This is a genomic window from Cohnella lupini, assembly GCF_003386205.1.
GTDB lineage: Bacteria > Bacillota > Bacilli > Paenibacillales > Paenibacillaceae > Cohnella > Cohnella lupini.
Window position 1 is genome coordinate 87982 of the sequence record NZ_QRDY01000013.1, and the last position, 26757, is coordinate 114738.

Annotated in this window: 18 protein-coding genes; 4 read left to right on the plus strand and 14 right to left on the minus strand. The window is 50.0% G+C overall.

The features are described 5' to 3' along the window. Positions 1 to 48 precede the first annotated feature (48 nt). The gene (locus DFP95_RS19755; protein WP_115994410.1) at positions 49 to 3705 is read right to left on the minus strand and encodes a DNA polymerase III subunit alpha; all 3657 of its coding nucleotides are present in this window, start codon (positions 3703 to 3705) and stop codon (positions 49 to 51) included. A gap of 184 nt (positions 3706 to 3889) precedes the next feature. Here DFP95_RS19755 and DFP95_RS19760 point away from each other — a divergent pair, with 184 nt between their 5' ends. From DFP95_RS19760 to DFP95_RS19770, 3 genes are all read left to right on the plus strand, one after another. After that, positions 3890 to 4216 carry a YtrH family sporulation protein gene (locus DFP95_RS19760; RefSeq protein WP_115994411.1) on the plus strand — a complete coding sequence of 109 codons (327 nt, stop codon included), beginning with the start codon at positions 3890 to 3892 and terminating at the stop codon, positions 4214 to 4216. Between the two features lie 6 nt (positions 4217 to 4222). Continuing rightward, positions 4223 to 4717, plus strand: coding sequence for a sporulation membrane protein YtrI (locus tag DFP95_RS19765; protein ID WP_115994412.1), 495 nt, complete (start codon positions 4223 to 4225; stop codon positions 4715 to 4717). Between the two features lie 291 nt (positions 4718 to 5008). Next, positions 5009 to 5305 carry a YtpI family protein gene (locus DFP95_RS19770; RefSeq protein WP_115994413.1) on the plus strand — a complete coding sequence of 99 codons (297 nt, stop codon included), beginning with the start codon at positions 5009 to 5011 and terminating at the stop codon, positions 5303 to 5305. A gap of 25 nt (positions 5306 to 5330) precedes the next feature. On the opposite strand, the gene DFP95_RS19775 is transcribed toward DFP95_RS19770, so the two are convergent. Continuing rightward, the gene (locus DFP95_RS19775) at positions 5331 to 6677 is read right to left on the minus strand and encodes a DRTGG domain-containing protein (RefSeq protein ID WP_115994414.1); all 1347 of its coding nucleotides are present in this window, start codon (positions 6675 to 6677) and stop codon (positions 5331 to 5333) included. Positions 6678 to 6833: 156 nt separating this feature from the next. Between DFP95_RS19775 and DFP95_RS19780 the strand changes: the two genes are divergently transcribed. Further along, positions 6834 to 8183: a sensor histidine kinase gene (locus tag DFP95_RS19780; protein ID WP_181907530.1), complete on the plus strand. Its 1350-nt coding sequence runs from the start codon at positions 6834 to 6836 to the stop codon at positions 8181 to 8183. 425 nt (positions 8184 to 8608) lie between these two features. On the opposite strand, the gene DFP95_RS19785 is transcribed toward DFP95_RS19780, so the two are convergent. The 12 genes from DFP95_RS19785 to DFP95_RS19840 form a co-directional block, all read right to left on the minus strand. Further along, positions 8609 to 8833, minus strand: coding sequence for a helix-turn-helix domain-containing protein (locus DFP95_RS19785; RefSeq protein WP_019422432.1), 225 nt, complete (start codon positions 8831 to 8833; stop codon positions 8609 to 8611). 204 nt (positions 8834 to 9037) lie between these two features. Further along, a complete protein-coding gene (locus tag DFP95_RS19790; RefSeq protein WP_115994416.1) occupies positions 9038 to 9622 on the minus strand; it encodes a YhcN/YlaJ family sporulation lipoprotein in 585 nt (194 codons plus the stop codon). 93 nt (positions 9623 to 9715) lie between these two features. Continuing rightward, positions 9716 to 10807, minus strand: coding sequence for a GerAB/ArcD/ProY family transporter (locus DFP95_RS19795; protein WP_115994417.1), 1092 nt, complete (start codon positions 10805 to 10807; stop codon positions 9716 to 9718). Further along, positions 10804 to 11967 carry a Ger(x)C family spore germination protein gene (locus DFP95_RS19800; RefSeq protein ID WP_115994418.1) on the minus strand — a complete coding sequence of 388 codons (1164 nt, stop codon included), beginning with the start codon at positions 11965 to 11967 and terminating at the stop codon, positions 10804 to 10806. Before DFP95_RS19800 ends, DFP95_RS19795 begins: the two co-directional genes overlap by 4 nt. After that, positions 11964 to 13361, minus strand: a complete 1398-nt coding sequence (locus tag DFP95_RS19805) for a spore germination protein (protein WP_115994419.1) — start codon at positions 13359 to 13361, stop codon at positions 11964 to 11966. The genes DFP95_RS19800 and DFP95_RS19805 overlap by 4 nt, the downstream gene beginning before the upstream one ends. A 138-nt stretch (positions 13362 to 13499) precedes the next feature. After that, positions 13500 to 14663, minus strand: a complete 1164-nt coding sequence (locus DFP95_RS19810; RefSeq protein WP_115994420.1) for an iron-containing alcohol dehydrogenase — start codon at positions 14661 to 14663, stop codon at positions 13500 to 13502. 31 nt (positions 14664 to 14694) lie between these two features. Then, positions 14695 to 15732 carry an NADH:flavin oxidoreductase/NADH oxidase gene (locus tag DFP95_RS19815; RefSeq protein ID WP_115994453.1) on the minus strand — a complete coding sequence of 346 codons (1038 nt, stop codon included), beginning with the start codon at positions 15730 to 15732 and terminating at the stop codon, positions 14695 to 14697. 245 nt (positions 15733 to 15977) lie between these two features. Continuing rightward, on the minus strand, positions 15978 to 17141 hold the full coding sequence (locus DFP95_RS19820) for an iron-containing alcohol dehydrogenase (RefSeq protein WP_115994421.1): 1164 nt from the start codon (positions 17139 to 17141) through the stop codon (positions 15978 to 15980). Positions 17142 to 17236: 95 nt separating this feature from the next. Next, positions 17237 to 18094 (minus strand): LysR family transcriptional regulator, encoded by an 858-nt coding sequence (locus DFP95_RS19825; RefSeq protein ID WP_181907532.1) that lies wholly within the window; start codon positions 18092 to 18094, stop codon positions 17237 to 17239. A gap of 97 nt (positions 18095 to 18191) precedes the next feature. Beyond that, the gene (locus DFP95_RS19830; RefSeq protein WP_115994423.1) at positions 18192 to 18977 is read right to left on the minus strand and encodes a GNAT family N-acetyltransferase; all 786 of its coding nucleotides are present in this window, start codon (positions 18975 to 18977) and stop codon (positions 18192 to 18194) included. A gap of 30 nt (positions 18978 to 19007) precedes the next feature. Then, positions 19008 to 20363, minus strand: a complete 1356-nt coding sequence (locus DFP95_RS19835) for a dipeptidase (RefSeq protein WP_115994424.1) — start codon at positions 20361 to 20363, stop codon at positions 19008 to 19010. Continuing rightward, positions 20360 to 26740, minus strand: a complete 6381-nt coding sequence (locus DFP95_RS19840; RefSeq protein ID WP_115994425.1) for a non-ribosomal peptide synthetase — start codon at positions 26738 to 26740, stop codon at positions 20360 to 20362. The genes DFP95_RS19835 and DFP95_RS19840 overlap by 4 nt, the downstream gene beginning before the upstream one ends. Positions 26741 to 26757: the final 17 nt, after the last annotated feature.

Here is a 26757-nt window from a genome sequence, read left to right on the forward strand (position 1 = left end):
TATCGCTTCGACGTTAAAAGTTATTTTCCTTCCGGCTAGAGTCAAAATTTACTTCACCCGAATGCTTCCCTCGCCGAGCAGCTTCTCCATCTCCGAGATGAGCTCGACTGTAGGGCTCACTTTGTAATCATCGCTCAACGCGACGGTTCGACGTTCCCGTTCATACCGGAGCACGGTCGGGAAATCGCCCGGGTGCGCCTTCAGAAGCAGCTTAAGCCGAATTAGAGTAGCCGGCTGTTCATGCGGAGCGTCGATGCGAACGTAAACCCGTTCAACCTGGGCATCGGTTGATTTAATCGATTCGGCCGACAACCTCGATCGCGATCCGGCGGTTGATCCGGTCGAGGCCGACGCCGTAACCGTAGCCGTTCCAAATCCGTTTAACGCGGTGACCGCCGCAGCTCCAGGCCCGGATCGATTGCCGCCGTAGCCGCCACCGGAACGCCCTGCCTGGCCGATTCTCCGCAAGCGTTCGACCTGTTGCTTCAAGTCCGGAGAATCCAACGGAACGATGTCGTCCGCGAGCAGCTTGTAATCCTCGTCCCCCTGCTGCACCTTGGCTCTAACGAGAATAAGCGAGCCCTTCTTGGAGATCGCCGCCGCTTTGGCCCACACGGTAGGGAATGCGACAAGCTCCGCTCCCATGATGCGGTCCTCCATTTCCAAGAAAGCCATCGTCTGGCCTTTCTTCGTAACGAAGGGCTTCAGGGATACGATCATTCCCGAAGTAAATACCGTCGCCCCATCCGGCATATCCGTGATGTCCACGAGTCGTTCTATCCTCAATTCCTCCATCAATCCATCGAACGCGTCAAGCGGATGGCCCGATAGGTAAAATCCCATCAGCTCTCTCTCTAGCTCCAGCATCTGAGTCTGGGTGTAAGGAGGAACGGCGGGCAAGTCCACGTTCCAATTCGGCGACTCCGCGAAGTCGAACAGCTCGATCTGGAGCTCCTCCCGTTCCTTGCGCCAGCTGGCAGCCGCCGCAAGCGTCGGTTCCAAAGCGGCAAGCTGCTGCGAGCGATGCCCCGGCAACGATTCCAAAGCGCCAGCCTGCACGAGCGATTCGATCACCCGCTTGTTGCACACGCGCGGATCGATCCGCCTGCAGAAATCGCTCAAGCTCTCGAACGGGCTTTCCTGCCGTTCCCGCAGCATACTCTCGATCGCCTGCGTGCCGACGTTCTTAACGCCCGCCAATCCGAAGCGGATCGCGCCCTTCGTGTCCTCCATCCCTCCCGTTACAGCCGCAATCGGCGTGAACAGAACGCCGCTCTCGTTGACGTCGGGCGGTAATACCGCGATTCCCATCCGACGGCATTCATCCACGTACTCCGCCGTCTTCCGTTGATTACCGACGACCGCCGTCAGCATCGATGCCATAAAAGCGATCGGATAATGCGCCTTCAGATAGGCGGTTTGAAACGCAAGCACGGCATACGCGGCGGCATGAGCCCTCGGAAAACCGTAATCGGCGAACCGGACGATAAGATCGTAGACGTTATTGGCTTCTTCTTCGCTATAGCCGAGCTTCAAGCTGCCGGCGACGAAAAACTTCCTTTGCTCGTCCAGCACCTCCCGCTTCTTTTTACTAACGGCACGTCTTAATAAATCTGCTTCGCCAAGCGAGAATCCAGCCATCGTGGACGCGATCTGCATGATCTGCTCTTGATAGACGATAATGCCGTACGTGTCGGATAAAATCTCCTTCAGCTTGGGATGCGGATATTCGACCTCCACCAAACCATGCTTGGCCTTGATGAATTGGGGAATGAATTCCATCGGGCCGGGGCGGAATAACGCAAGCACGGAAATGACGTCCTCGAACGACGTCGGCTTCATGTCCTTAAGAACTCGGCGCATTCCCGTAGACTCCAACTGGAAAACCCCGGTCGTGTCTCCGCGTCCCATCAGGTCGTAAGTCGGCCCGTCCTCGTAGGAAACTTCCTCCCAACGAAACTCCCGTCCGGTTTGCTCCCGGATCGTGGCTAACGACCGCTCGATAATGGACAAGGTCCGCAAACCAAGAAAGTCCATCTTAAGCAGTCCGACGGCTTCCAAGTTTTCCATCGAATATTGCGTTAGCGGAACTCCGTCCGTGCCTTCCTGCAACGGGACGTAATCGGTTAGCGGATTCGATGAAATGACGACGCCGGCCGCATGCGTCGACGCATGGCGCGGCATCCCCTCCACGCGTCTGGCCATCGCGATAAGCTCCGCCGTCGGCGTGCTTCCTTCCGCCAAAGCGCGGAATTCGGAGCTCTCTTTCACCGCCCGCTCAATGGACATTCCGGGAGCCGCGGGAATCAGCTTCGCCGCCTTGTCGACCTCTCCGTATGGCAGGTTAAGCACTCTGCCGACGTCCCTTACCGCGGCTCTCGCGGCCAACGTTCCGAACGTGATGATCTGGGCGACGTGCTCGGTCCCGTATTTCCCCACGACGTAGCGGATGACCTCTTCGCGACGTTCGTCGCTGAAGTCGATATCGATATCGGGCATGCTGATCCGTTCGGGGTTCAGGAACCGCTCGAATAGCAGCTTGTGCTTTAGCGGATCCACGTCGGTTATTTTCAGCACGTACGCAACCAAGCTTCCCGCGGACGAGCCCCGGCCGGGCCCGGTCACGATTCCTTGCTCATGCGCGAAGCGAATAAAATCCCAGACGATCAGGAAGTAATCGTCGAAGCCCATCTCCCCGATGACGCGCAGCTCGTACCGAAGCCGATCCTCCGCGATCTTGCGGAAAGTCTCGTCCTGCCATTCCGGCAAGATTTGATATCGATCCAGCAGCCCTTTCCCGCAAAGCTCATGGAGGTGAGCGGCGGCTGAGCTTCCAAGAGGTAAAGGGGAGAACTCGGGTAATATATGCTTTCCGAACTCTAGCTCCAACGAGATGCCGTCCGCTATTTTCACCGTATTGGCTATTGCTTCGGGGACGTGCCGGAACAGGGCGGCCATGTCGTCGCCGCTCTTCAGGAAAAGCTGGTTCGTCGAAATCTTGAAACGTTCCGGATCGTCGATCGTCTTGCCGGTTCCGATGCATAGCAGCACGTCCTGCAAGGAATGGTCGTCCTCGCCGATGTAGTGCGAATCGTTGGTCGCGGCTAACGGGATGCCCAGCTCCTCGGATAGCTTGATGACGCCGGCCGTCACCTTCTTCTGCTCCAGAATGCCGTGATCCTGAATTTCCAGATAGTAGTCTTCTCCGAACAATTCGCGATATTTAACGGCCGTCGCTTTCGCTTCTTCGTATTGATCGTCCATCAACTGGCGGGATAGCTCGCTGCTCAAGCAACCGCTCAGGCAGACGATCCCTTCCGCGAGCTCCGTCAGCGCCTCGAAATCTATTCTTGGCCTGTAGTAGAAGCCTTCCAGGTGACCGATCGAAGTAAGCTTCATTAAATTGCGGTAACCCGTCTCGTTCTTCGCGAGCAGCGTTAAGTGATAAGTAGGCTGTTCCTTGCGGGATTGCTTATCGTGCCGCGATCCGGCCGTGATGTATGCTTCCATGCCGATGATCGGCTTAATGCCTTGCTCGAGGCATGCTTTATAGAAAGGAATGGCGCCGTACATGACGCCGTGATCCGTAAGGGCAAGCGACTTCATGCCGAGCTCCGCCGCCTTGGCTACCATCTCCTTAATTCGAGCCGCGCCGTCGAGCAGGCTATATTCGCTATGAACGTGAAGATGAACGAAATCGCACATGAGTATCCCTTCTTTTCCGTTAAAACTCTCTTTTATCAATTGTATCATAAGGGGGTAGACCCGTCCCATACATATGTAAGGTAGATGATGTAGCGCTGCTGGATTGATCGCGTCGATGCCGATGTGACGATAATCGGAGACATCGCGTTCGTTGACTGTTGGATAGCACGAGGGAGGGAACGGAATGGACGATTTCTTTACTAAAGCGGCATTCAGCTTCTTCATCGCTTTTGGAGTCGTGTTGGGCGGGGCTTTGCTCGCGGGCATGGGATCCGTGTTCTTGATGATGCCGCCTAAGGTTAAGATGCTGCAAGTCGCGGGCAATTTGAAAATATGGGCGCTCGTCGCGGCGGTAGGCGGCACGATCGATCCCATTCGGGTGATAGAATCGCACATGATAGAAGGTTATCTATCGCCGGCCTTGCATCAGATCGGTTATATTCTGTTTGCCTTTCTAGGCGCGCATCTGGGTACGGAACTCGTTCAATGGATGTGTCGAAACGGAGGGTGAGACGAAATGAGAATACCCTCCTTCCACAGATTCGGGAAGTTCATGCAAGTCGCGGCTTTCTTCGTATGCGGCATGGTCGTAGGCAGCGCGGTTTACAGCGCTTTGAGCAATCTGGTCGTCGAGAACGTTATTCAGGAAAACTACCAATTGAAAGATCAGCTTGAGACGATGAGGACGGAATTGCAGCTGGCTCAGCAGATACGAAAGGAGAACGTCCTCCACAATATCAAGATTATTTTCCAGCAAGGGAAGGAAGAGAATAAGCTCGACATCCTCACGGAGACGGAGCTTAAGAAGAAGGTAAGGGGTGATTTGGATATTTTCCTCGGCAGGAGCATCTACGTTATTAACTCGGATGCGGTGATTGCCCGGAGGCTGCTTGGCAGCAAGATCTATGACGATATCCAAAGCAAGGATTACGAGGTAAATATCAAAACGATACTCGTGGTGGACGGCGTGCTGCAAGTGTGGGCGGAAGCGAAGGTCCATTTGCGGAAATGAGGCCGGTTCTCGCTAGCTGGCCATGGCCCTCGCCGGCGGCGGCAGGCGGAATTAACGAGCTTTCTTCGTTATTTCAGCTCGGTCCGTCTGCCGCGGGCGGAATTAACGAGCTTTCTTCGTTATTTCAGCTCGGTCCGTCTGCCGCGAGCGGAATTAACAAGCTTTCTTCGTTAATTCAGCTCGGGTTGCCGGCCGCGGGCGGAATTAAACGCCGGCCAACGCGAGCGCGTCACGTCCCCTTTGTGTTACAATATATGGCGTTAACTACCCCTATAAGGAGTGCTTCCCGTCATGGTCAACGCGTTGCAATGGGTGTTCGGCGCCCTGATTATCGTAACTTGCGTATTCTCCGCCCTCTATAGCTTCCGATCCCGCAGGTCCGCGGACGGCCGACTGCGCGGATTGTACGCTTCCCGCATGAATATCAGCATGGGACTCATGCTCGTGTTCATCGCCATCATCCAGATGTTCCTATTTAGCGGCTCATCCATTCGCGTCGTTATCGGAGCTCTATTCTTCCTGCTCGGCTTGTTTAACCTGTTCGCCGGCATGCGTAACCACTCGCACTTCAGTCGCTTGCAGCGCTAAACGACGCACATCGAAGCCTCGGAGCTTAGGCCGGATCGATCGTCTGCGCGGTAAGCATCGCCTTCGCTACGACTTCTCCGTCCTGGACGGCCTGCACCTCCACTTTCACGTACCTACGGCTAGCTTCGATAATATTAGGAACGAGAGAGATCGTTGCGTCGACCGGAACGGTACGTAGAAAATAGGTCGTCATGTTGTCCAGAACATGCTCCCTCTTCCGCAAATCTTCGACCGCCCGGCTAGCCGCTTGCTGCATCAGCGAGGTGAGCACCCCTTCCGAAACCGTCCCCAGAGGACCCGACATCTGCGGCGTGGCCAGTCCCGTAAAGAACAGTCTGCTCTCCGAGTCGCGTTGCTCCGCGAACGCGCCCCACATCAGGGCATCGAACGTTTCGCCCAAATGGGCGGGACGATTCGCGAATTGCATTGCCCGCAGCACTTCCCCTCTGCTGATCGCGCCTACCAGCTTCCGTTGCCTATCGACGACGGGCAACAATTCGATTCCTTCCGATACCATGCGGTGCGCCGCCGAAGCGACGGGCGTATTCAGCGTCACCGTCATCGGCCTACGAGTCATCAGCTTGTCCAACGCTTGACCCGACGGCGAACCGACAACGTCTTTCGACGTAATCATCCCTACGACCCGGTTCCATTCGTCGGTAATCGGAAAGCGGCTGCTTCCCGTCTCAGCGCTTAATTTCAGGAAATCGGCAACTTCCGAAGATTGCTTAAGCAGCCCCGTACGCGACGACGGCTCCATCAAATCGGCGATGATCATAATCTTTCTTTTGATCAGCCGATCGTACATGGCTCTGTTGATCATCGAAGCCACGGTAAACGTGTCATGCTTGCAGTTCAATATCGGAAGCTTCCGCTCGTTCGCGAGCTCCTTCACTTCCTCGCTCGTGCCGAATCCCCCGGTTACCAGAACGCCCGCGCCTTGCTCCAACGCGATACGATGGGCATTTTCCCGGTTACCTACGATTAATAAGCTCCCTGCGTCGATATAACCGATCATCTCGCCCAGCTCCATCGCTCCGATAACGAACTTATGCAGCGTTTTCTCCAAGCCTTCTTCTCCGCCCAACAAGCTTCCCTGAACGATATCCAGTACTTCGGCGAAAGTCAGCTGCTCCGGATTCGTTCTCCTTTTCTTGTCCACCCGTACGGTTCCGATTCTCTCCTTCGTGCTGACCAAGCCCAATTGCTCGGCCTCCTTAAGCGCGCGATATGCCGTTCCGTCCGACACTCCGCGCTCCTTGGCCATCTGACGTACGGGAATTTTCGTGCCGATCGGGAGCTCTCGGATATATTGAAGCAGTTGTTCGTGTTTCGTCAATTCGTTCGGACTATTTTCGTTTCCCGTCGGCATGCGCCTACCTCTTTCCTGTTGGCTTTATCCAATCTTTAAATATTAAGCAAATCGCGCTATTCCAAAGTTTCAAAAAAAACAGTAAAGTAGAGGATGAATGCTACGACATATTATTCCATATTTTCGACTATATTCGACATATTGGGAGTGCTGCTCTTGGATCTTATCATCGGCTATTTTCAAATACTCCTGCTGCTGTCCATCCCTCAAGCCTACGTACACTTGCGGTTTACTTTAGCTATATGGAGATTCAAACCCAGTTTGTTCGAAAGAAAAATCGTTCTCTTCGGCGTCTTGAGTTCGATTCTCGTCGATTTGGATATTTTGCACATTCAGCCGCTAATCCACTTGGTGAGCTACTTCATTTTGACCTTGATCATCTTCTACTGGTTATTTCGGTCGTTCGGATATAAGAAAATAATCATCCTATATTTCAGCTTTTCTATCTTAGTCATGCTCGTAGAGTTGACTTGCGCCATGCTGATCGAGGTGATCTACGGACTGGATCCCCATAAGGATATGTTCCTGAATCATCTTCCGCGGTTGCTATCCGTTTTCATGCCAGTTTTCTTGTTGCTTTATTTCCTATCTCGTTACATGGAGAAAAGACGCTTTAGGTTTTTTCGTCAATTATATCAATATTTATTGAATCTGAATCAAACCAGAATGAAAGTAATATTAATTCTGACGTTCTTCCAAACTTTCCTGCTTGGCGTTCTATTTGTCATCCGAAATGAAAATAAGAATGGATATACGGATACGACCTTCAAATTTCTCATTTATTTCTTAGTTTGCCTAACCTTCTGCGCATTCTTTTTTACTCTTCGGCTTCTCGTGCGAACTCAGAAGGAAGCCGTTCGCCAGACGCAAGACGTGTACGTAAGCGAGCTAGGAAAGATGCTTACCTCCATTCGCGGGCAGAGGCACGACTTTCTAAATCATGTGCAGGTTATGAGCTCGATGCTAAAAATGAATAAGCTGGATCGATTAAAAGTTTACATGGATGAAATCGTCACCGAAGCCCATACTTTCAGCGAGATCCTATTCCATTCTTCTCCAGCGCTCGCCGCTTTCATTCAGGCGAAGATGGAAATCGCCATTACTCGCAATATTTCCTTTACTTACGATATCCCGCAAGGCTTGGACATCGAAGCATCGATCAAGTCTATCGATATGGTAAAAATCATGGGGAATCTCGTCGACAACGCTTTCGATGAAAGCGACACTCTTCCGTCCGAACGTCGATTTGTCCATCTCTCCATTCAAGTCGTGGCGGGGCAAATGCAAATCGGAGTCCGTAATCAAGGAAGGCTTTTATCGGAAACGGAAATACGAAAGCTCACGCTGCCCGGCTATACGACCAAGAAATCCGGTCATTCCGGGCTTGGGCTCGCCATCGTGCAGGAAAGAGTTCAGCACTATAAAGGATTTATGGTTATCGACTCCTGCAAGGAAAACGGCACGACGATTCAAGTCACGTTGCCGCACCGTAACAGCGTCGCCTAGAAAACGTAAAGGCCCATACCTGCACCATCGCCGGTATCGGCCTTTACGTTATGAGTGGGTAGACTTCTCCTAGTTGCGCCGTTACCAAGGTAGTGGATTGCCGAGTAAATCCACTTAGGTCGGCTGATCGTTCATTTCTAGAAGTCCCGCCGCAAGCTCGAACTCCAGCCCGTAATCCGCTCCCGTAACGCAAGCTATTTTACTCATCTAGATGCCCCCCGGAAGAAGTATGATGATTCGTTGTCTGTAACAACGTCTAAAGATTGAACTTCATTATGTATTCTGGATCGTTATTTGTTGCACCTTATCTGCGGGGCAAACGCGCATCAAAAAGCCTTCTCCCCCGCTACCTTATAGGAAGCGAAAAAGAAGGCCCGCGCCACATCGTTCTTTCGGCGACGACGATGATCATGCGACTTGCTGCTTTAGATCTTTAGCTCCCCGAGCTTAATCAGCTCGACAACCGCTTGCGAACGACCTTTGACATTCAGCTTTTGCATCACATTCGAGATGTGGTTGCGGACCGTCTTCTCGCTGATAAACAACTGCTGCGCAATGTCGCGGGTCGTCTTATCCTGCACTAGCAGTTCGAAGACTTCGCGCTCCCGATTGGTGAGTAGGAATTTGCTTTTATGGTCGCTGCCTTTCAACGTTTGTCACCCCTCCTTGCCCGGGAATGTGTGATTACAAGGTATAGGGATACAGTCAACTTTATCATATGAAAGGGTTTTTCTTGTGGTGCGGAGGTCCGCGAAAATAGGCGCTTTTATTATCCGAACATAGAAAAAGCCGAACGCGAAGAATTTCCTTCGGGATCGGCTTTGGTCGTTTTCAATGGAATCACGCGGGAGAAATCAGCGACTTCTAGTGCCTGATGGAGCCGGGAAAACCCGCTCGACTAAGGCGTTGAACTCGGCAAGAAAGCCTTGGATCGGATGACCGGCCTTCACTTCCTTCGCATAGCCTTCCATGCGGCTTAAGAAGTCGGCATTTGCCGAGACGTAAACGTTCTCGACCGACGGTGACATCGATTTGACCTGATCCGCGATTTTATCCTTCTGTGCGTTAGTAAGCGCCGCGCTGGCTCCCGGCTTGCTTGCGTTTTCTTCCTTCACCGCGACGTAGGCATTATGATCTGTCATCATGACGAACGCTGAATCGATGCCCGGAATGGCGGCTATCTTATCTGCAACCTCGCCGTTCGCTTGGAGATGCGAGTTGCCGTGCATTCCTATAACGTTGTTGTTAATCTTCTGGTCGCCGTACATTCGATTCTGCTCATTATCCTGATCGTTAGCGAACCTTGTCTTCATATCGTTCCCCCGAACCGAATTCGGACGAATATTTTTGTTTCCAACATCTCCCGTCTTCTCCATGCATCCGGACAATGCGATTGCGGATGATAGTAGAACGGCGGAAAGGATCAAAGCTTTTTTCATCTGGTGGTACCCCCTATATCCATTTGGCTTGTCTTAGATAGGCGACACATTGCGCCAATGCTTAGATTGCTCTTAAGGGTACTGAATTATTCCCTACGATGTTGCGATCGACCGGCCTCTAATAAGACTGACTAGTAGAAAAACAACCGGAAAGCCGATGATGAAAATAGGGAAAATAAATTTAATCCAGACAAAGTTCGCGTAATCCAGTATCCCAAAGAAGTTAGCAGGTATTAATGAAAAAGCGAAAATGACGGGCGCAGTCCATAAAATCAATCTCTGCCATTTCTTGATACCGAATAATTGCGCTGTTCCATAGCTGTTTATGAACAAGTAAATGGACAACTTGACTAATACGCTGAAAATCCAGATGAACACGATCCAAACATCCATATTTTGAACAAAATTTAAGTAATTAATAAATCGAACCATACCGAAATACGGGAAATACATGCTCGATCCAATAGTTGAACCGAACGTTGAAATGACCATCATTGCTGCAATAATTCCTAGCAACGACGGGATGCAAATAGCCAACAGTAGCGGTTTAAGCAGCTTTTCCGGCTTTGCGATAAAAGGCGTTAACATCATCAACATCATGGATTCCCCCAGGAAGGACGCATTTACGAATGATCCCTTCAAAATGGGCATGACTCCCGAATCCGCATATACCGGTAAAAGAAGCGATGGATGCAAGTTGGGTATATTTAACGCAAACGTAATGACAATTCCGATCAGAAGCATAGGTCCGGCTATTTCGCTGAAACGGGCAATCGCTTCGACGCTGCCCGCGAAGTTTATGTAAACCATTGCCGCCATCATCAGACCCGAGATTATCCACACCGGCGTATCGTGGAATAGAATTTGCTTAATGAATAACGAAAATATTCGTAATATATCGGCACATACGGAATACCATACCACGATATACATCAGACTAATTATCTTTCCGATCCACTTTCCAAATAGCTTTTGAGCAAACTCTACCAGCGTATGGGAAGAGTGTCGTTGACTTACTCGAACAAAAATATACGTTACGACCAGACCAATAAAACCAGCTACCGCGAAGGAGATCCAAGCGTCTTGCTGCGCGATTTCAATCGTTGGCGATATCGTTAGCCATATCGACATCGAAATCTCTAACGTTGTAAATATCCAAAACAACTGCCACGTTGTAATTTTCATTCTGTTCCTCCTTTTCTTATAATTCGCTTGCGAATATCTCCCGTACTCTGAATATTCAATTTGACATCGACCGTCACTTCAACCGTCGGGAATAATTGATCCCAATTTTTCCGAAGTTCTTTCCAGCGATAAGGATGTTCTCTGTGAAATTCTTCGCCGATTCCGAACACGTCCTGACCATATTGAAGCTGCAGCTTCTTTATTGTTTCTTCTACTCTTTTTGCTTTTATTTCATTTAGCTTTTTTTCTACCCGAATACGTTCGGTCGTGACGGAAAGATCAATGTCCGAATTATTTTCAAGCACCCGCCCGGTTCCCGCTAGTTTCACATTAGCTTTCAGCTTATTACCATCGAATTTAGTTCGAATGGTTTTTTTTAAGTTGGCTTCGTATAACGCTATGGTGCCTTCCTCCATCTTTTCCGTCACGAATTGATTTTTCAATACTCCTTTGACCCAAAATAAATCCAGAGATTCTCTCCCGCTCACTTCCCCGACCATCTCTAATTCTTTGTTAAAAATGGCGACGGATCTGACATCGAATATTTTTTCTTTCTCTTGCTTATTCTTAGGCGAAATCTCGACCATCGGCATGGAAGGGCGAATGCCGTCCCGCGCTGCATCGATTAAGACATCTCGTAAGGCCGTGTCTCCTAAGCGACAAAATCGGTCTTGATCAACAGCTACGATCGCTGAAAACTGATTGAACGGACTGTTAATATTCAATAAATCTTTTCCTTCTCCGTTATTCACGACGAATATATCCGTCCGCAATCGAGTATCGGTATTTCGCGTAAATTGATCCATAACATCGACTAGCCCTTTTCGTGCCAATTTTTCTCCGATAAAAATAGACCTGCGATGTCCAAGGAAAACTCTACGGGGCAGCTTATCTTGAATTTGCTGAGTCAAATCAACGATTGACGATCCAGTCGCCGTTAGTACAATGTTTGCCCTCTGATTGTTTCCCCCGCTTCCCTTGATACTCTTGAAATCTGCGGGAACCGCGATTTGCGCGCTTTTTTGAAGTTTCCCGCCTTCCGTTATATCTAAGGCGGTTCCTATCCAGAATGCGTAGTCGTTGATTTCATTTCTATCCCAGCATCCGGTGAGCATCATGGACTGAATCAGAAGAATGACGATGTACCTGATTTTCTTCATTGTTTTCGTTGTGCCGATACGTACCGTTTATTCATTCGTATTAGCGTATCCTTCCAAAATTTTGGCCCAATAGGCGCAATCGGTTTTAAATAAGGAGTGCCGAATGACTTAAGCGTCACAAGATGAATTAAGATGAACATAATCCCGATCGCGACACCGTACAGGCCCAGGCATCCTCCTGAAATCAGCAGCGGAAATCGCAGAATGCGAAAAGGTAATGCCAAACTATAGCTAGGAAAAGCGAACGAAGCAATCCCGGTACCCGCTACGATCATCACGATGGGAGCGGATATAAATCCTGCTTGAACGGCCGCTTCCCCAATAACCAGCGCACCTACGATGCTTACGGCTGATCCGATGGCTTTGGGCAACCGAAGACCGGCTTCCCGTAATCCTTCGAACATAAGCTCCATTATCAAAGTTTCGATGACCGTCGGAAACGGAATTCCTTCTCTAGACGCCGAAATGCTAAGCATCAGCGCAAGCGGGATCATCTGAGGATGGAAGGTCGTAAGCGCAACATAAATGGATGGAAGCAGGCACGACAAAACGGCCAATAGTAATCGTAAAAGTCTGACTGCGGATACGTATATGAAACGTTCATAATGGTCTTCCGCTGCTTGAAAACCTGCCCAGAATGTCATTGGCAACACCAGCGCGTTCGGGGAACCGTCAACGATAATGGCCACTTTCCCTTCCAATAAGCCGGAGGACACTGTGTCCGGACGTTCCGTATTTTGGATTTGCGGGAATAAGGATAAGGACTTGTCCTCAATAAATTCTTCGATATAACCCGAATCCAGCAGTTGATTCGTTTGGAAGGATTGAAGTCTTGACCTGACTTCCTGAAGCAATTCCGGTTTAACCCTATCTTCGATGTATGCAACGACAAACGATGTATGGGTCAATTCTCCCGCTTGATGATTTTCGAACTTAAGATTGGAATTGCTTATTTTTCTTCGAATCATGCTTAAATTCGTTTTTAAATCTTCGGTGAAACCCTCGCGCGGGCCTCGAATGGATGCTTCGTTTGAAGGTTCATCGATTGCGCGTTGTTTGAAGGCCGTTAGATCCGCTAAATAAGCAAAGGGTTTACCGTCTATAAAGATGGCAGTACTTCCTTTTAGGACTTTTGCTGCGATTTCCGCAAAGATAATTACGCTTTTATATTGTGTCAGTCGGTTGAAATCGCGATTGATCATACATGCCGTAATAATCTGTTCCAATTTGTCAGAATCCGTTAATTCTTCAATATAAACGAGAAGAATATTCGATTGATCAGAAAGTTTAAGCGGTCGAAATACGACATCGGCGCAATTATGGAAAATGTAACGCATCGCATCATGATTGATATCAATGCTCTCGCTCACATCCACAGGAATGCTTGGCTCCACGTCGTTTTCCACCCCATTCCATAAATTCACTGCATATTTTGCGCTGATATTTGTTGCTTTATTCTAGTAAATAGGAAAAAGAATCACTGCCGGCAGCAGTGATTCTCGACGATCTGACCACACTATATGGGTTCGCCTTTACAAGGATCTTTGAAGAATACTTTTTACATCTTCCTTATTCAAGGGGACGTAACTTCCGATCGTCGGAGCAACCATGGCTCGATCAGCCATCAGCTCGATTTCTTTGTGGTCTATTTCATAGTAAGAAAGAGATGTCGGAGCTCCGATCGACGACCAGAATTGCTTTAACGAGGTAATCGTTTCCATAGCCAGCAGCGAGTCGGATTTGCCTGTCGGATCGAGCTTGAACACTCGCACGCCGAGCTGCGCAATCTTGTACGGCTTGCTTCCCGCAACATGCTCCATCCAACGCGGGAACAGAATAGCCAGTCCGCCGCCGTGCGGAATATCATGAACGGCCGAGACGGCGTGTTCAATGTCATGCGTAGCCCAGTCTGCTTGCACGCCCATTGCCGTGATGCCGTTCAAGGCGAGCGTGCCATTCAGCATCATGGTTTCTCGATTCTCGTAATTGTGCAAGTCCTTAACTAGCTTAGGCGCCGTTACGATAACGGACTGCAAGATGGCTTCGCCTATCCGCTCCTGTAGCGGCGCGTTCGAGGATGCATGGAAATATTGCTCGAAGACATGCGACATAATATCGACGATTCCGTAAATCGTTTGATCAAGGGGAACGGTATACGTGAGTTCGGGATCCAAAATGCTGAACCTCGGATACACGTGAATGGAATTGAACGCGCGTTTGCTATTCGTTTCCCAATTCGTAATGACTGAATTCCCGTTCATTTCAGAGCCGGTCGCCGCCAAGGTCAGTACCGTTCCAATCGGCATGGCTGAAGATGCCGACGCCTTACCCGTGACGATATCCCACACGTCGCCGTCGTAGCGCGAACCGGCCGCGATCGCTTTGGCGCAATCGATGACGCTACCTCCGCCGACCGCGAGAATGAAGTCGAGGTTGTTTTCTTTGATCAGGGCGATGCCTTTATTAACGGTCGTTAATCGCGGGTTCGGCTCGACGCCGCTCAGCTCGGCGACGAAAGCGCCGATTTCCTTCAAATGAACCATGACTTGATCATACAGCCCGCTGCGTTTGATGCTACCCCCGCCGTAGACAACAAGCACCCGTTTCCCATATGCAGGAATTTCCTCTTTTATCTTACTAAGCATGCCTTTGCCGAACAATAGTTTCGTCGGATTATGAAATTGGAATGTCTTCATGCAGCTCTTCCCCTCTTGCTTATTAAATGTATTAGCGATTCAAGTCTTTGAAGCCGATGCCGTACACGCCAGGAATAGTCGTCTCTTTGCCGAGCCTCGTTGCCGCTTCGAGGGACCAATACGGGTTGCGCAGCATCCCGCGACCGACCGCCACGAGATCCGCATCTTCGTTGCCGATAACGGCATTCGCGAGCGAAGGCTCGTCCAGTCTGCCGACAGATATGACGGGTACGTCCAGCGCTTGCTTGATGGCTCTTGCCATCGGCACTTGATACGCGACGTGCGTGCCGGGCCTACCGTGAGCGAGAATTGGGCCTTCGCCGCCGGAGCTTACATGGAACATGTCTACGCCGGCATCGCGGTAAGCCTTCGAGAAAGCAATGCTTTCTTCGATTCCATAGCCGCCCTCGACATATTCTTTAGCAGTGATCCGCATAATAAGCGGCATGTTTTCTGGCATTACGCTTTTTACGGCATGGATAACCTCGCGACCGAACAAGGTCAAGTCTTTGCCGTATTCGTCTTGTCGTTTATTCGTATACGCCGATTGGAACTGATGAATCAAATACCCGTGAGCTCCGTGAAGCTCGATCGTATCGAAGCCGGCTTTAATGGCGCGTTCAGCTGCGAGCTGGAACTTCTCCACCATGGCCTTCGTTTCATCGGTCGACAGTTCTCTCGGGTTTTTGGACTTCTCGTCGTACGGAATCGCCGAGGGGGCGACGGGCACTTCGGCGTCCTCTGCTTTGCGTCCCGCATGGGCGATCTGAATTCCCACTTTGGCGCCGTGCTGATGGCAAGCATCAACGATGCGTTTAAGCGGCGCAATATGTTCGTCCGACCACAAGCCCAAATCGAAATCAGAAATGCGGCCATCCGGCTCGACATCCGTCATCTCGATGATGATCAGCCCAGCGCCGCCAATGGCGCGGCTTACATAGTGCATATAATGCCACTCCGTTGCGATTCCATCTTTGCCCTTGACGGCATATTGGCACATCGGCGGCATGACGATGCGGTTTCTCAGTTGCAGGCTTTTTAATTGAAAGTCGTTAAATAAATGTTTCATCATTCATCTATCCCCTTATGATTAGAATTCACTATGAAATCTGAGCTTTATTAGTTTAAGGCCTCCTCGCATTTACAACAAATTACGAAATGAAGAACTAGATATAAATTTGTTTATTACAACAAAAGAATTCATTTGCTGTAGACATACTCTAGCATCGCGAAATCTCGATTTGTACTACCGTTATGTTAGGAGGGTCATAACTAAAGGGTATGAACTGAAAAACATCAGTAGGGAGTTCTTCGTTAAAGTGACTTTCGCAATATGGCACGAACATCGTCGGCCATTAAGGGCACATAACTGCCGATCGTCGGAGCGGCCATGGCGCTTTCTACCATTAAATCGATTTCCTTGTCGTCGATGTCATAATCGGAAAGCGATGCCGGGGCGCCGATTGAAGTCCAAAATGTTCTCAGTCTTGCGATTGTTTCCCCGGCTAGCTGCGTATCGGACTTGCCTTCTTTCGCAAGATTGAATACCCTTACGCCTAATTGCGCAATTTTCTCTGGCTTGGTCGTTGCAACATGCTCCATCCAGTTCGGGAATAGGATCGCCAATCCGCCGCCATGCGGAATATCGTAAATGGCCGAGACGGCTTGTTCGATTTCGTGCGTCGCCCAATCGGTACGTTCACCCATCGCCAATAACCCGTTTAGTGCATGCGTGCCGTTTAGCAACATGGTTGCACGGTAATCATAATTGTTCAGATCGTTAACAAGCATCGGCGCAGTCTCCATAACCGTTCGCAGGATGGCTTCGCCAATCCGTTCTTGCAAAGGCGCACTTTCGGCGGCGTGGAAATATTGTTCAAAAACATGAGACATAATGTCCACGATACCGTACACCGTTTGATCGCGAGGAACGGAAAACGTCCATTCAGGATCCAGAATGCTGAATTTCGGATAAACATGGATTGAACTAAAGTAACGCTTGCAATTTTTTTCCCAATTCGTAATAACCGAGTTACCGTTCATTTCGGAACCGGTCGCCGCTAATGTCAACACGGTCCCGATCGGCAAAGCCGTTACCGGCGTTACTTTACCTATAACGATATCCCAAACATCGCCTTCATATAGTGATCCGGCCGCTATAGCTTTCGCGCAGTCGATAACGCTGCCTCCCCCGACGGCCAGAATGATATCCAGCTTGTATTCTTTAATCAGTTGTATACCTCTATAAACCGTAGTAAGCCGCGGATTAGGTTCGACACCTCCGAACTCTACTATGGATGCGTTAAGTTCTTTTAGTTGATCAATGACTTGATAGTATAAGCCATTTCGTATGATGCTCCCTCCGCCGTATAGAAGAAGTACTCGCGTGCCATAAGCCGAAAGTTCGGACGGTATGCTGCTCAAGCAACCTTTTCCAAAAATGAGTTTAGTCGGATTGTGAATTTGAAATGAATTCATGTCCTTTATCCCCCCCTGCTGCCTATTTAGTTCTCCATCTAAATAAGAAAATAAGCACTGCTGGCAGCAGTGCCAATTTGGAGCCATATCGTAAATTAAATAAAGTCTAACAACAGCCTATTGACGGATTCTTCGCGTGAAACGGCGGAGATTTGACGGGACAGGCGGAAATCCGAAATGGGAATCGCTTTTATTGTGTTTTTCATCTGGGTGATAAAGATTTCCGGCAGAATGGATATCCCCAAACTGGCATGTATGAAACCAAGAATGCTTTGTCCCAATTCAATCTCTAACGCCACGTTCATTACTTCGCCTCTGGAGGAAAATTCCTTGTCGATCAACATCCGTATGTCGCAACCTTCAGGCAACATCACAAAGGTTTCATTCTTGATTTCATCGAACGATACTTCTTCTATTTGACCGAATATAGGATGGTTAACGTTAACAAACAGGAAGAATGCCTCCGTAAAAACAGGGGTCGTGTATAACGAGTGCTGCACGCAACTGTCATCGAATAAAGCGGCGTCAAGCACGCCGCTTTCAATATTAGTCAGCAAGTCGAAAAAACAATAGAATACGCGAACTTTAATCTCCAATTTGGTTTTGGACTGCTGATTGCCTGCAATTCGACCGGGCAGATAGATCGTTGCGATGCTTGGCCAAGAACCTATCGTCAGATCGACCTTGCCCTCGTCTTGAATAAGCGCAATTTCGCGTCGCATCGTGTTCACTTCGTTCGTAATAATTTTGCTTTTTTCGAGCAAGATAAGGCCAGCGGGCGTCAGCGTCACGCCTGTGGACGAACGCTTCAATAATTGCGCTCCCAATTCGACTTCCAAATTGCGGATTTGCTTGCTTAACGCAGGCTGACTAATATGCAAGGATTCGCTGGCTTTCGTTAAACTCTTAGTTTCCGCTGTTTGCCGAAAGGCCTCCAACCAATCTATCCTCATATCCAATCCTCCTATCTTTGGGTATAACATGCAACTAGCGAAGTCATTCGCCAATGATGGAAACAGTCATTAGATTTCCCCTTAATTTTCGGCCTATTCACTTCGCATAGATATCGATTTTCAATTCTTCCTGAAAACCGACGGCCGGATAAACGCTTTTTGCCATCGGAGTAGCAATAATGACCGCTTGTTTCGCTCCTTGAGTCTGTATGTCGCGCAACACGTGAGCAAGAGCCGTTCTAGCATAGCCTTTCTTACGATAGGCTTCTGGGGTTGCGACATTATAGATGCCTACAACCCCTTCCTCCTTGAACGTCGTGACCGTAGTTACCGGTTCTCCTTCCATATAAGCTACATAATGCTGAATAGAAACCTTGTCCCGATAGGGACCGTCAACGAATATTTTGCTAAAAATCTCCGCCGAGTCATGAGGAATACCGAAACCGGACAGAACAATCTTTCTGTATGTTTCTAATTCCGCCTCTGTACGGACCGCCCGGACTTCAAATCCGCTAATATGCAGTTCCGAGGACCAATTCTCCAACGACAATCCGAAACCCGTCATCTCCTCGATGGATTGAAATTGGTTAGCGAGCAAAGCTTCTTCAACGATTTCATCAGGTTCATGGGAATAGGTTAACCAATATAATTTCTGACCTTTTTCGGTGTAAGAAGCTTCGATTTCTTTGATCTCGTCAATAGGGTCCTTGGTTTCCGAACGTTTGTAGGTTAATACGCTGTTCACTAGACCGAACGAAATATCGGACTCGCAACGCTGAATACGTTCAGTCTGAACGAATGAGAACATTCCGCTCCACATGCTCATTCTCTCATAAGCGCGAAAGTAATTTTCTACTATCAGGTTTTTCATGTTACTCGTCATAAGGCATTCTCCTTTTTTATCAAATAAGCTTTATATCTTCTTCAAAAACGAAACCATCGTCCGGAGCCCTTTATCGAAATTCTCGAGGTTGAAATGCTCATTCGGAGCATGTAATTTCTCGTCCGGAAGTCCGAAGCCCATCATGACGACAGGTGCCTGCAATATACGGGAGAACGCCTCAACGATCGGTATTCCGCCGCCTTCCTTCGTGAAAAGGGCACGAACCCCGTAAACGTCTTCGTATGCGTCCGCAGCCAACTGGAGTATTCGATGAGAAGGATCTATATTGAAGGCGCGGATTTTAACGCCTGTTATAATGGACAGTTTCGCGCCGGACTGAAGATGTCTCTCCAGGTGGTTCTTCATTTTGTCCAGGATATCCTCGGGGTCTTGATCGGCGACAAGACGGCAAGTTATTTTTGCGTGCGCTTCCTTGGGGATGACCGTCTTCAAGCCCTCGCCCTGGAAGCCGCCATGGACGCCGTGGAGCTCCAGGGTCGGTCTAGCTCCGACGCGCTCGATAAACGAAAAACCTTCTTCGCCGTACAATGCGCCTAGCTCCAGATTTATTCGTAGCTGTTCCTCGTCGTAGTTCAGCTTCGCAAACTCTGTCTTCATCAGCGGCGAAATGTCGGGCACATCGCTATAGAATCCTTCGACAGCCACTCTGCCCTGCTTGTCGTGAAGGGAAGCCAACAGCGACACCAGCGCGTGCAGCGCATTGGGGACTCCGCCGCCATAAGTGCCGGAATGTAAATCGGAATTTGCCGTATTGACGATCACGTCCAGCGAACAAATGCCCCGAAGGCCGGTAGGAATGGCCGGTCTGCCCGTTTCCAAAAAAGCCGTATCCGAAATCACTACGAAGTCGGCCGACAGTTTCTCTTTGTTTGCCTCGAGAAAAGAAGGAAGATTCGGACTTGTCATTTCCTCTTCGCCTTCGATACATAGCTTGATGTTGACCGGCAATTCGCCTTCTTGCTTCAAAATCGCTTCGATAGCCTTGATATGGAGGAACATCTGGCCTTTATCGTCAGTCGCCCCGCGCGCGTATATTTTTCCGTCGCGGATGTCGGGCTCGAATGGAGGAGTAATCCAAAGATGAAGCGGATCGACGGGTTGAACGTCGTAGTGGCCGTATACGAGAACAGTGGGTTTCCCGGGCGCGTGCAGGTAATCCGCCGTAATAATCGGATGCCCGTTAGTCTGATGAATATGGGCGTTTTCGAATCCTGATTCGATGAGATTATTCAAGAGCCATTCGGCTGCCCGCGCCATGTCGGGCTTATGTTCGGATAGGCAAGAAATGCTCGGGAAAGCGAGTAGTTCCTTCAATTCGCCAAGATGCTTCTCCCTGTTCTCCTGGAAATAACGTTCGTAATTCATGGAATCCATATCTCCTTGAGTGAATTGGCTTCTTCCTTTGGTCGTAATATGGGTTTGATGAGATCGACGTTCGACTGAACGAAGCTATCCGTCAACATATCTTGATGGATGCCTGCGCCAGCGTATTTATTAAACTGTCCGTTCGTCATGGTCTTCCAATAATTACTTTTCTCATTTCTTGTTTGCTTCATATAAGCTTCGTTCTTGTCTATTTCTGCCTGAATCAAATGAATGTCCGCAGAGATTGGGCCATCCAACTTCAAATTGTCGCAGTACTTCCTGTACGATTTGAGCTTGTTAACGAGCTCTCCACGATACGACTGCAAATAGGCATGTACGTTTAGAAAATCATTTAGATATTCAGCGGCCCACTCTTCTATCTCCCGATTGGTGGGTGCGCTTCTTTCCGGAGGAAAGGAATCCAGCAATATAAGATCGGATACTTCTCGTCCTTGAAGTTCTAACGCCTTCACCAATTCTAAGCCTAGGATGCCGCCTGCCGAGTAGCCCACAATTCGGATGGGTCCTTCCGGTTGGACGCTGGCGATCTTCTGAACATACTGCTCGATTCTGTCCTGCTCCTCTATAAAATCGAAGGCAATAACACCAGCTTCGTCTTGGAGCGCATTAGCGAATTGACTGTACGCTATCCCATAACCATGTACGGGCGGAAGACAGAAGAGCTTGTCCGGAAGATGAAGATTCCATTCGTTTGCTTTACTTTGCGAAGACAAAATCAGCAACTGCCCAGCCAACTGGTCGATGGTTGAATGGGTAAATACGGTACTTAAAGCAAGTTCGCGATTCAATCGAAGATGAATCTGCTGGACCATTTGCATCATTTTCAAGGAGTTGCCGCCTAATTCAAAGAAATTGTCGTAAACCCCTATTGGATTGACCCCCAATACGTTCTGCCAAATGGTTGCTAGCGTCTGCTCCGCTTCGTTTCTTGGCGCTACGTATTCGGTTTCTCTATAAAGGTGTCCGTCCGCTGCGGGCAGTGCTTTCCGATCTAATTTCCCATTCGGCGTCAATGGCAGCTTCTCGAGCAACACGATGTACGTCGGAATCATATATCTGGGTAACGTTTGCGAAAGCGCCTTACGTATTTGTACTACCGTCAATTCATTCTCCGTAACTACGTACGCGCAAAGCTCTTGTTCGCCTCGTTTGTTATCCTGGGTGACGACGGCGGCTTCCTTCATGCCCCCAATACGAAGCAACTGCGCTTCGACCTCATTTAGTTCGATCCGATACCCTCGGATCTTAACTTGATGATCGATCCGCCCCAAATAGTCGATGTTGCCATCAGGTAACCAACGCGCCAAGTCCCCTGTCCTATACATGCGCTCTCCGGGAATAAACGGATTCGGTACGAATTTTTCCTCTGTCAGATCCGGACGGTTTAAATACCCACGTGCCAACCCGATGCCTCCAACGCACAGTTCCCCGGCTACACCTATAGGTACGGGTTGCAGATACGCATTTACAATGTACGCTTGAACCCCGCTGACCGGCTTTCCGATGGTCACCTCATCGTCCTTGTTCAGACGCAATGCGGCTGTGGAGACGACGCTGTTTTCCGTTGGTCCGTATTCATTAGCTAACTCTGCCTGCGGATACTTCTCCATACTCTCTTCTATCAACCGGCGCGGGATTGCTTCTCCGCCCAGCGTGACGTGACGCAAGGATTGAGCATCGCTTGCAGGTAATTGCTCCTTTATCACTTGATAGAGCGAAGGCACGCAAATTAGATGCGTCACTGCTTGCTCCTTTATCGCCTTGCAAATGGCTCCTGCGTCTTTGGCATCGGTTTCGCCAAGAAGAATAACGCGAGCTCCCGATAGAAGAGGAGCGAAGAAGCTTGTCAAAAACGCGTCGAATGCATACGAGAACAATTGCAGCACAACATCCCGTTCTTTCAAGCCATAAGCTTCTCGCCTCCACTGGAGAGAATTTGCGATCGAGCGATGTTCGATCAATACCCCTTTCGGAGTACCCGTCGTTCCCGATGTGTAGATGACATATGCCAGATTGAGGGGCAGTCTCCGAGGTTCTAGCTGTCTATCGACCTCGTTCTCATGCCGCAGTACGTCTTCAATACGGATCTCCTGTATTCCAAAGTTAAAAGTTCCGGCTAGATGCTCCTGCGTGACGATCCATCTTGCTCTGCTGTCCTCTAACATGTAACGGATTCGCTCTTCCGGCAAGCTTAGATCTAGCGGCAGATATGTTCCTCCTGCCTTTAGAATGCCGAGTAGCCCGACCGCCATCTCAAGCGACCTTTCCATGCAGATTGCAACGACTTGTTCTGCCCCTACTCCCTGGGCATGCAGCTCTAACGCAAGAAGGTTTGCCTGTGAATCCAGTTCGCGATAGGTGAGTTGCCTATCTCCATGAATCACGGCTACGCCATCCGGCGTCTTCAGCACCTGCTCCTCGAATAGACCGTGAAGCGTCTTGTCCTGCGGGTATTGCGCTTCCGCTCCATTAAATCCGATCTCAATTTGCTCTTTCTCCCGTTTGCTAAGCATCGCAATGTCCTTCAACGGAATATGCGGATTAGATGCAATTTCTTGCAGCAACTGACTGAAATGATTGCCCATACGTACAATCGTCTCCGGCTTGAACAATGCGGTGCTATATTCAAGATGGAGTACGACCTCTTTTCCCTCATCCGCCATTTCCATTGCCAGATCGAATTTGGCGACAGGATGGGCCGTCTCGAACGATGAAATATGCAAGTCCGGCAGAGCCAGCGTCGCCCGCTCCGTATTTTGCAGCACGAACATCGTGTCGAACAGCGGATTGCGGCTCATATCCCGCGTCAGATCGAGTTTCTCCACCAGTTCTTCGAACGGATATTCTTGATGCTCGAACGCCTCCAACGCCATTCCCTTTACTTCCCGCAAGAACGCCGCAAACGTTTTATCACCCGACGGGTAGCTGCGCATCGCCAGCGTGTTTACGAACATTCCCAGCACCCGTTCGACGTCCGCATGCGTTCTACCCGCGATCGGCGAGCCGATTACGACATCTTCCTGCCCGCTGTATTTGGATAAAAGGACAGAGTAAGCCGCTAGCAGAACCATATACAATGTCGAGCCTGTTTCCAGAGCTAGACGCTTCAGTTTCTCGGTAAGCGTTTGGTTTAGCGCGAATCTAATCCGCGAACCTTCAAACCGCCTTATTGCCGGCCTCGGATAATCCGTCGGCAACTGCAGCGTCGGCACATCGGCCGCGAACGTCTTCAGCCAGTAGGCCTCTTGCTTTCGCATCGATTCGCTTTTCGCGAGCTCACGTTGCCACGCCGCGTAATCCTTGTACTGGATCCGCAGTTCCGGAAGTTCTTCTCCGGCGTACAGCGCCTTGAACTGTTCCATCAAGACGCCCATCGATACGCCGTCGGAGACGATATGGTGCATGTCGAACAAGAGCAGATGCTTCTCCGTTGCCAGCTCCACGAGTTCCGTACGCAGCAGCGGCGCCGCGCTTAGGTCAAACGGTTGGATGAAAGCTTCTACGATCCGCTCTGGTTCTTCCTTCGTTGCCTGTTTCACGCTCATTGCAAATGCGATCTTCCGATGAACGATCTGTACGATCGTTCCTTCAATCATCTCAAACGATGTCCTCAGCGATTCATGGTGCGCGATCAGCAACTTCATGGCAAGCTCGATGCGTCGGCGATCCACCTTGCCTTCCAGCAGCAGGGCTGCCGGCATGTTGTAGCTAGTGCCCGCCTCTTCCAATTGGCTTACCAAGTACATTCGTTTCTGCGCCGACGAGATCGGATAATGCGGTTGCTCCGGCACGGCTTGAATGGCTTCATGTACCGACTCCTCGCCCGATACCGCTGCTTCGGCAAGCCCTTCGATCGTCGGATGCTTGAAAATCGTTTGCAAGGAAATCTCGACGCCGAGCCTTCGATGTAGTCGAGACAACAGCGTTAAAGCTCGCAACGAATGTCCGCCTAAGTCGAAGAAATTGTCATGTATGCCCACCCGCTCGACACCGAGCACGTCCTGCCAAATCTCGGCGAGCGCTTGTTCCGTTACGGTGCGCGGTGCCACGTAGGCGATTCCCGTTGTAAGCTTGCCGTCGGGCTCCGGCAACGCCTTGCGGTCGATCTTCCCGTTCGGCAACAACGGCAGCTTGTCTAGTTGCATAAAGTGCGTCGGAATCATATAACTCGGCAACTTCTCGCCGAGCGCTCCGCGCAGTCGTGCCACCGAGAGCCGATTCTCCGCTACCACGTAAGCACACAGCTCGTTTTGACCTAGCGCATTCTCGCGCGCGATGACGATCGCTTCCCGCGCAAGCCCCGATTGCAGCAGTTGCGCTTCGATTTCTCCAAGCTCGATCCGATAGCCGCGAATTTTCACCTGATGGTCGATACGGCCCAAGTACTCGATGTTCCCATCCGGCTGCCATCTTGCGAGGTCCCCGGTTTTGTACATCCGCTCGCCCGATACGAAAGGGTTCGGTACGAATCTTTCCGCCGTCAGCTCCGGGCGGTTCAAGTAGCCTCGCGACAATCCCGTTCCCCCGATACATAGCTCTCCCGGTACGCCGATCGGCTGAACGTCGCCGCTTTCGCCTACAATATAAGTTTGCGTGTTCTGCAGCGGTTTGCCGATCGGTACGTTGGTTTCGAGCGTATTCGGATGCAACGTTATTCCCGTCGCATAAACGGTCGCTTCCGTCGGTCCGTACAAGTTAGCGAGTAGCGCTTGCGGCATTCTTTCATGGAATAACTGCACCGTATCCGCCGCGACCGCTTCGCCTGCCGTGAATACATATTGGAGCGTAGGAATGTTGCTTAATTCTTCTTCGTTCACGAACGTTAAGAACGCCCGTAGCATCGTCGGCACGAAGTTTATGTGCGTAACGCCATGGCGGCGAATCGCGTTCGCCATTTGCTTTGGTTCTTTTTCGTCTCCTTCCGGCAGAACGACCAGCGTCCCGCCCTCGAAGAACCACCCGAACAACTCGGCCGCCGAAACGTCGAACGTATTCGTCGTTTTCAGCAAGTATCGGCCTTCTGCCTTCAGCGGATATTGCGTTTGCAGCCCCGTTAACAGATTGACGACGGAAGCATGCTCGACCATGACCCCTTTCGGGAGACCGGTCGATCCGGAAGTGTAAATGACATAAGCGAGTGACTCCGGTCCGTTCGTGGCCGCAAGATTCGTATCGGCCTCCCGCGCCCAAGTCTCTTCGCTTAGCAAAGCGAATTCTGCCACGCCTGCCGCGGTCGCCATCTCGACCCATTTCGGCTGCGTCAACAGTAGCTTCGCGCCCGAGTCCTGAAGCATGTAGCGAACCCGTTCCTCCGGGAACGCCGGATCGACCGGCACGTAGGCACCGCCTGCCTTCAGGATCGCTAGAATTCCGACGATCATCTCCGGCGAACGCTCTGCCATCAGTCCTACCAAGTTATCCTGCTGAACGCCTTTCTCTCGCAATACTCGCGCGAGCTGATTCGCTCGGGCGTTCAGCTCCCGATACGTAAGTTGCTGGCGTTCGAAGATGACCGCCGCATTGTCCGGAGTCTTCTCTACTTGCGCTTCGAACAATTCATGAATCGTCTTGTCTCGCGGGTACTCCGCTTCCGTCGCGTTGAAATCGCGAAGAATCCGCTGCTTATCCGCTTCGGATAATAGATCGATTGCAGAGACGATAGAATCCGGGTTTCCCAGTGCTTCCAGCATAAATGCAATCAAATGTTTAACCAGTCGCTCAATGGATTCCATTCTAATAAAACTCGCGTTGAATCGGACGCTCAAGTCGACCAGTCGATCGGTCGCTTTAAAGGAAAAGACGGTATCGCGTCCTTGATATTCATCCTGTATATTTTCCAAGAGAACGACCGTATTTAACTCTTTTGAACCGTGGTCATTTTCCGATAAATGAATCGTTTTAGCGATTTCTTCATACGAAACGTTCGGATGTTTATCCGCCTCGACGACCGTTTGTTTGACTTGATTCAGCAATTGTCGATAAGAGCCTTGACGGTCTACGATTGTTCTTAACGCGAGCAGATGATTGTTATTTGACTTTTGCGTTTTGAATAAAGGCGTTCCAACCAGAATGTCCTCATTATCGGAATAAATCGATAGTAAACCTGTGACACCGCTCAACAGTAAAATATAGGTTGATAATAAAGAGCCGTTGGAAACGAGCATTATTTTTTCGGAAAGCTCTTTAGGAAAGCGAATGCTATATAAACCGTATTCGACGGATTGATTAGCTTTTGCTCTATTTTCAAAAAAATGACTGGGAGCATGATTTCCAGCTAATTGTTCAAGCCAAAAATTTTTTTCCGACAAATATTCAGAGCTCGTCATCGCTTCTGGAAAGATTCGTTCATCTGTCATGCTGTACCTCCGATTGT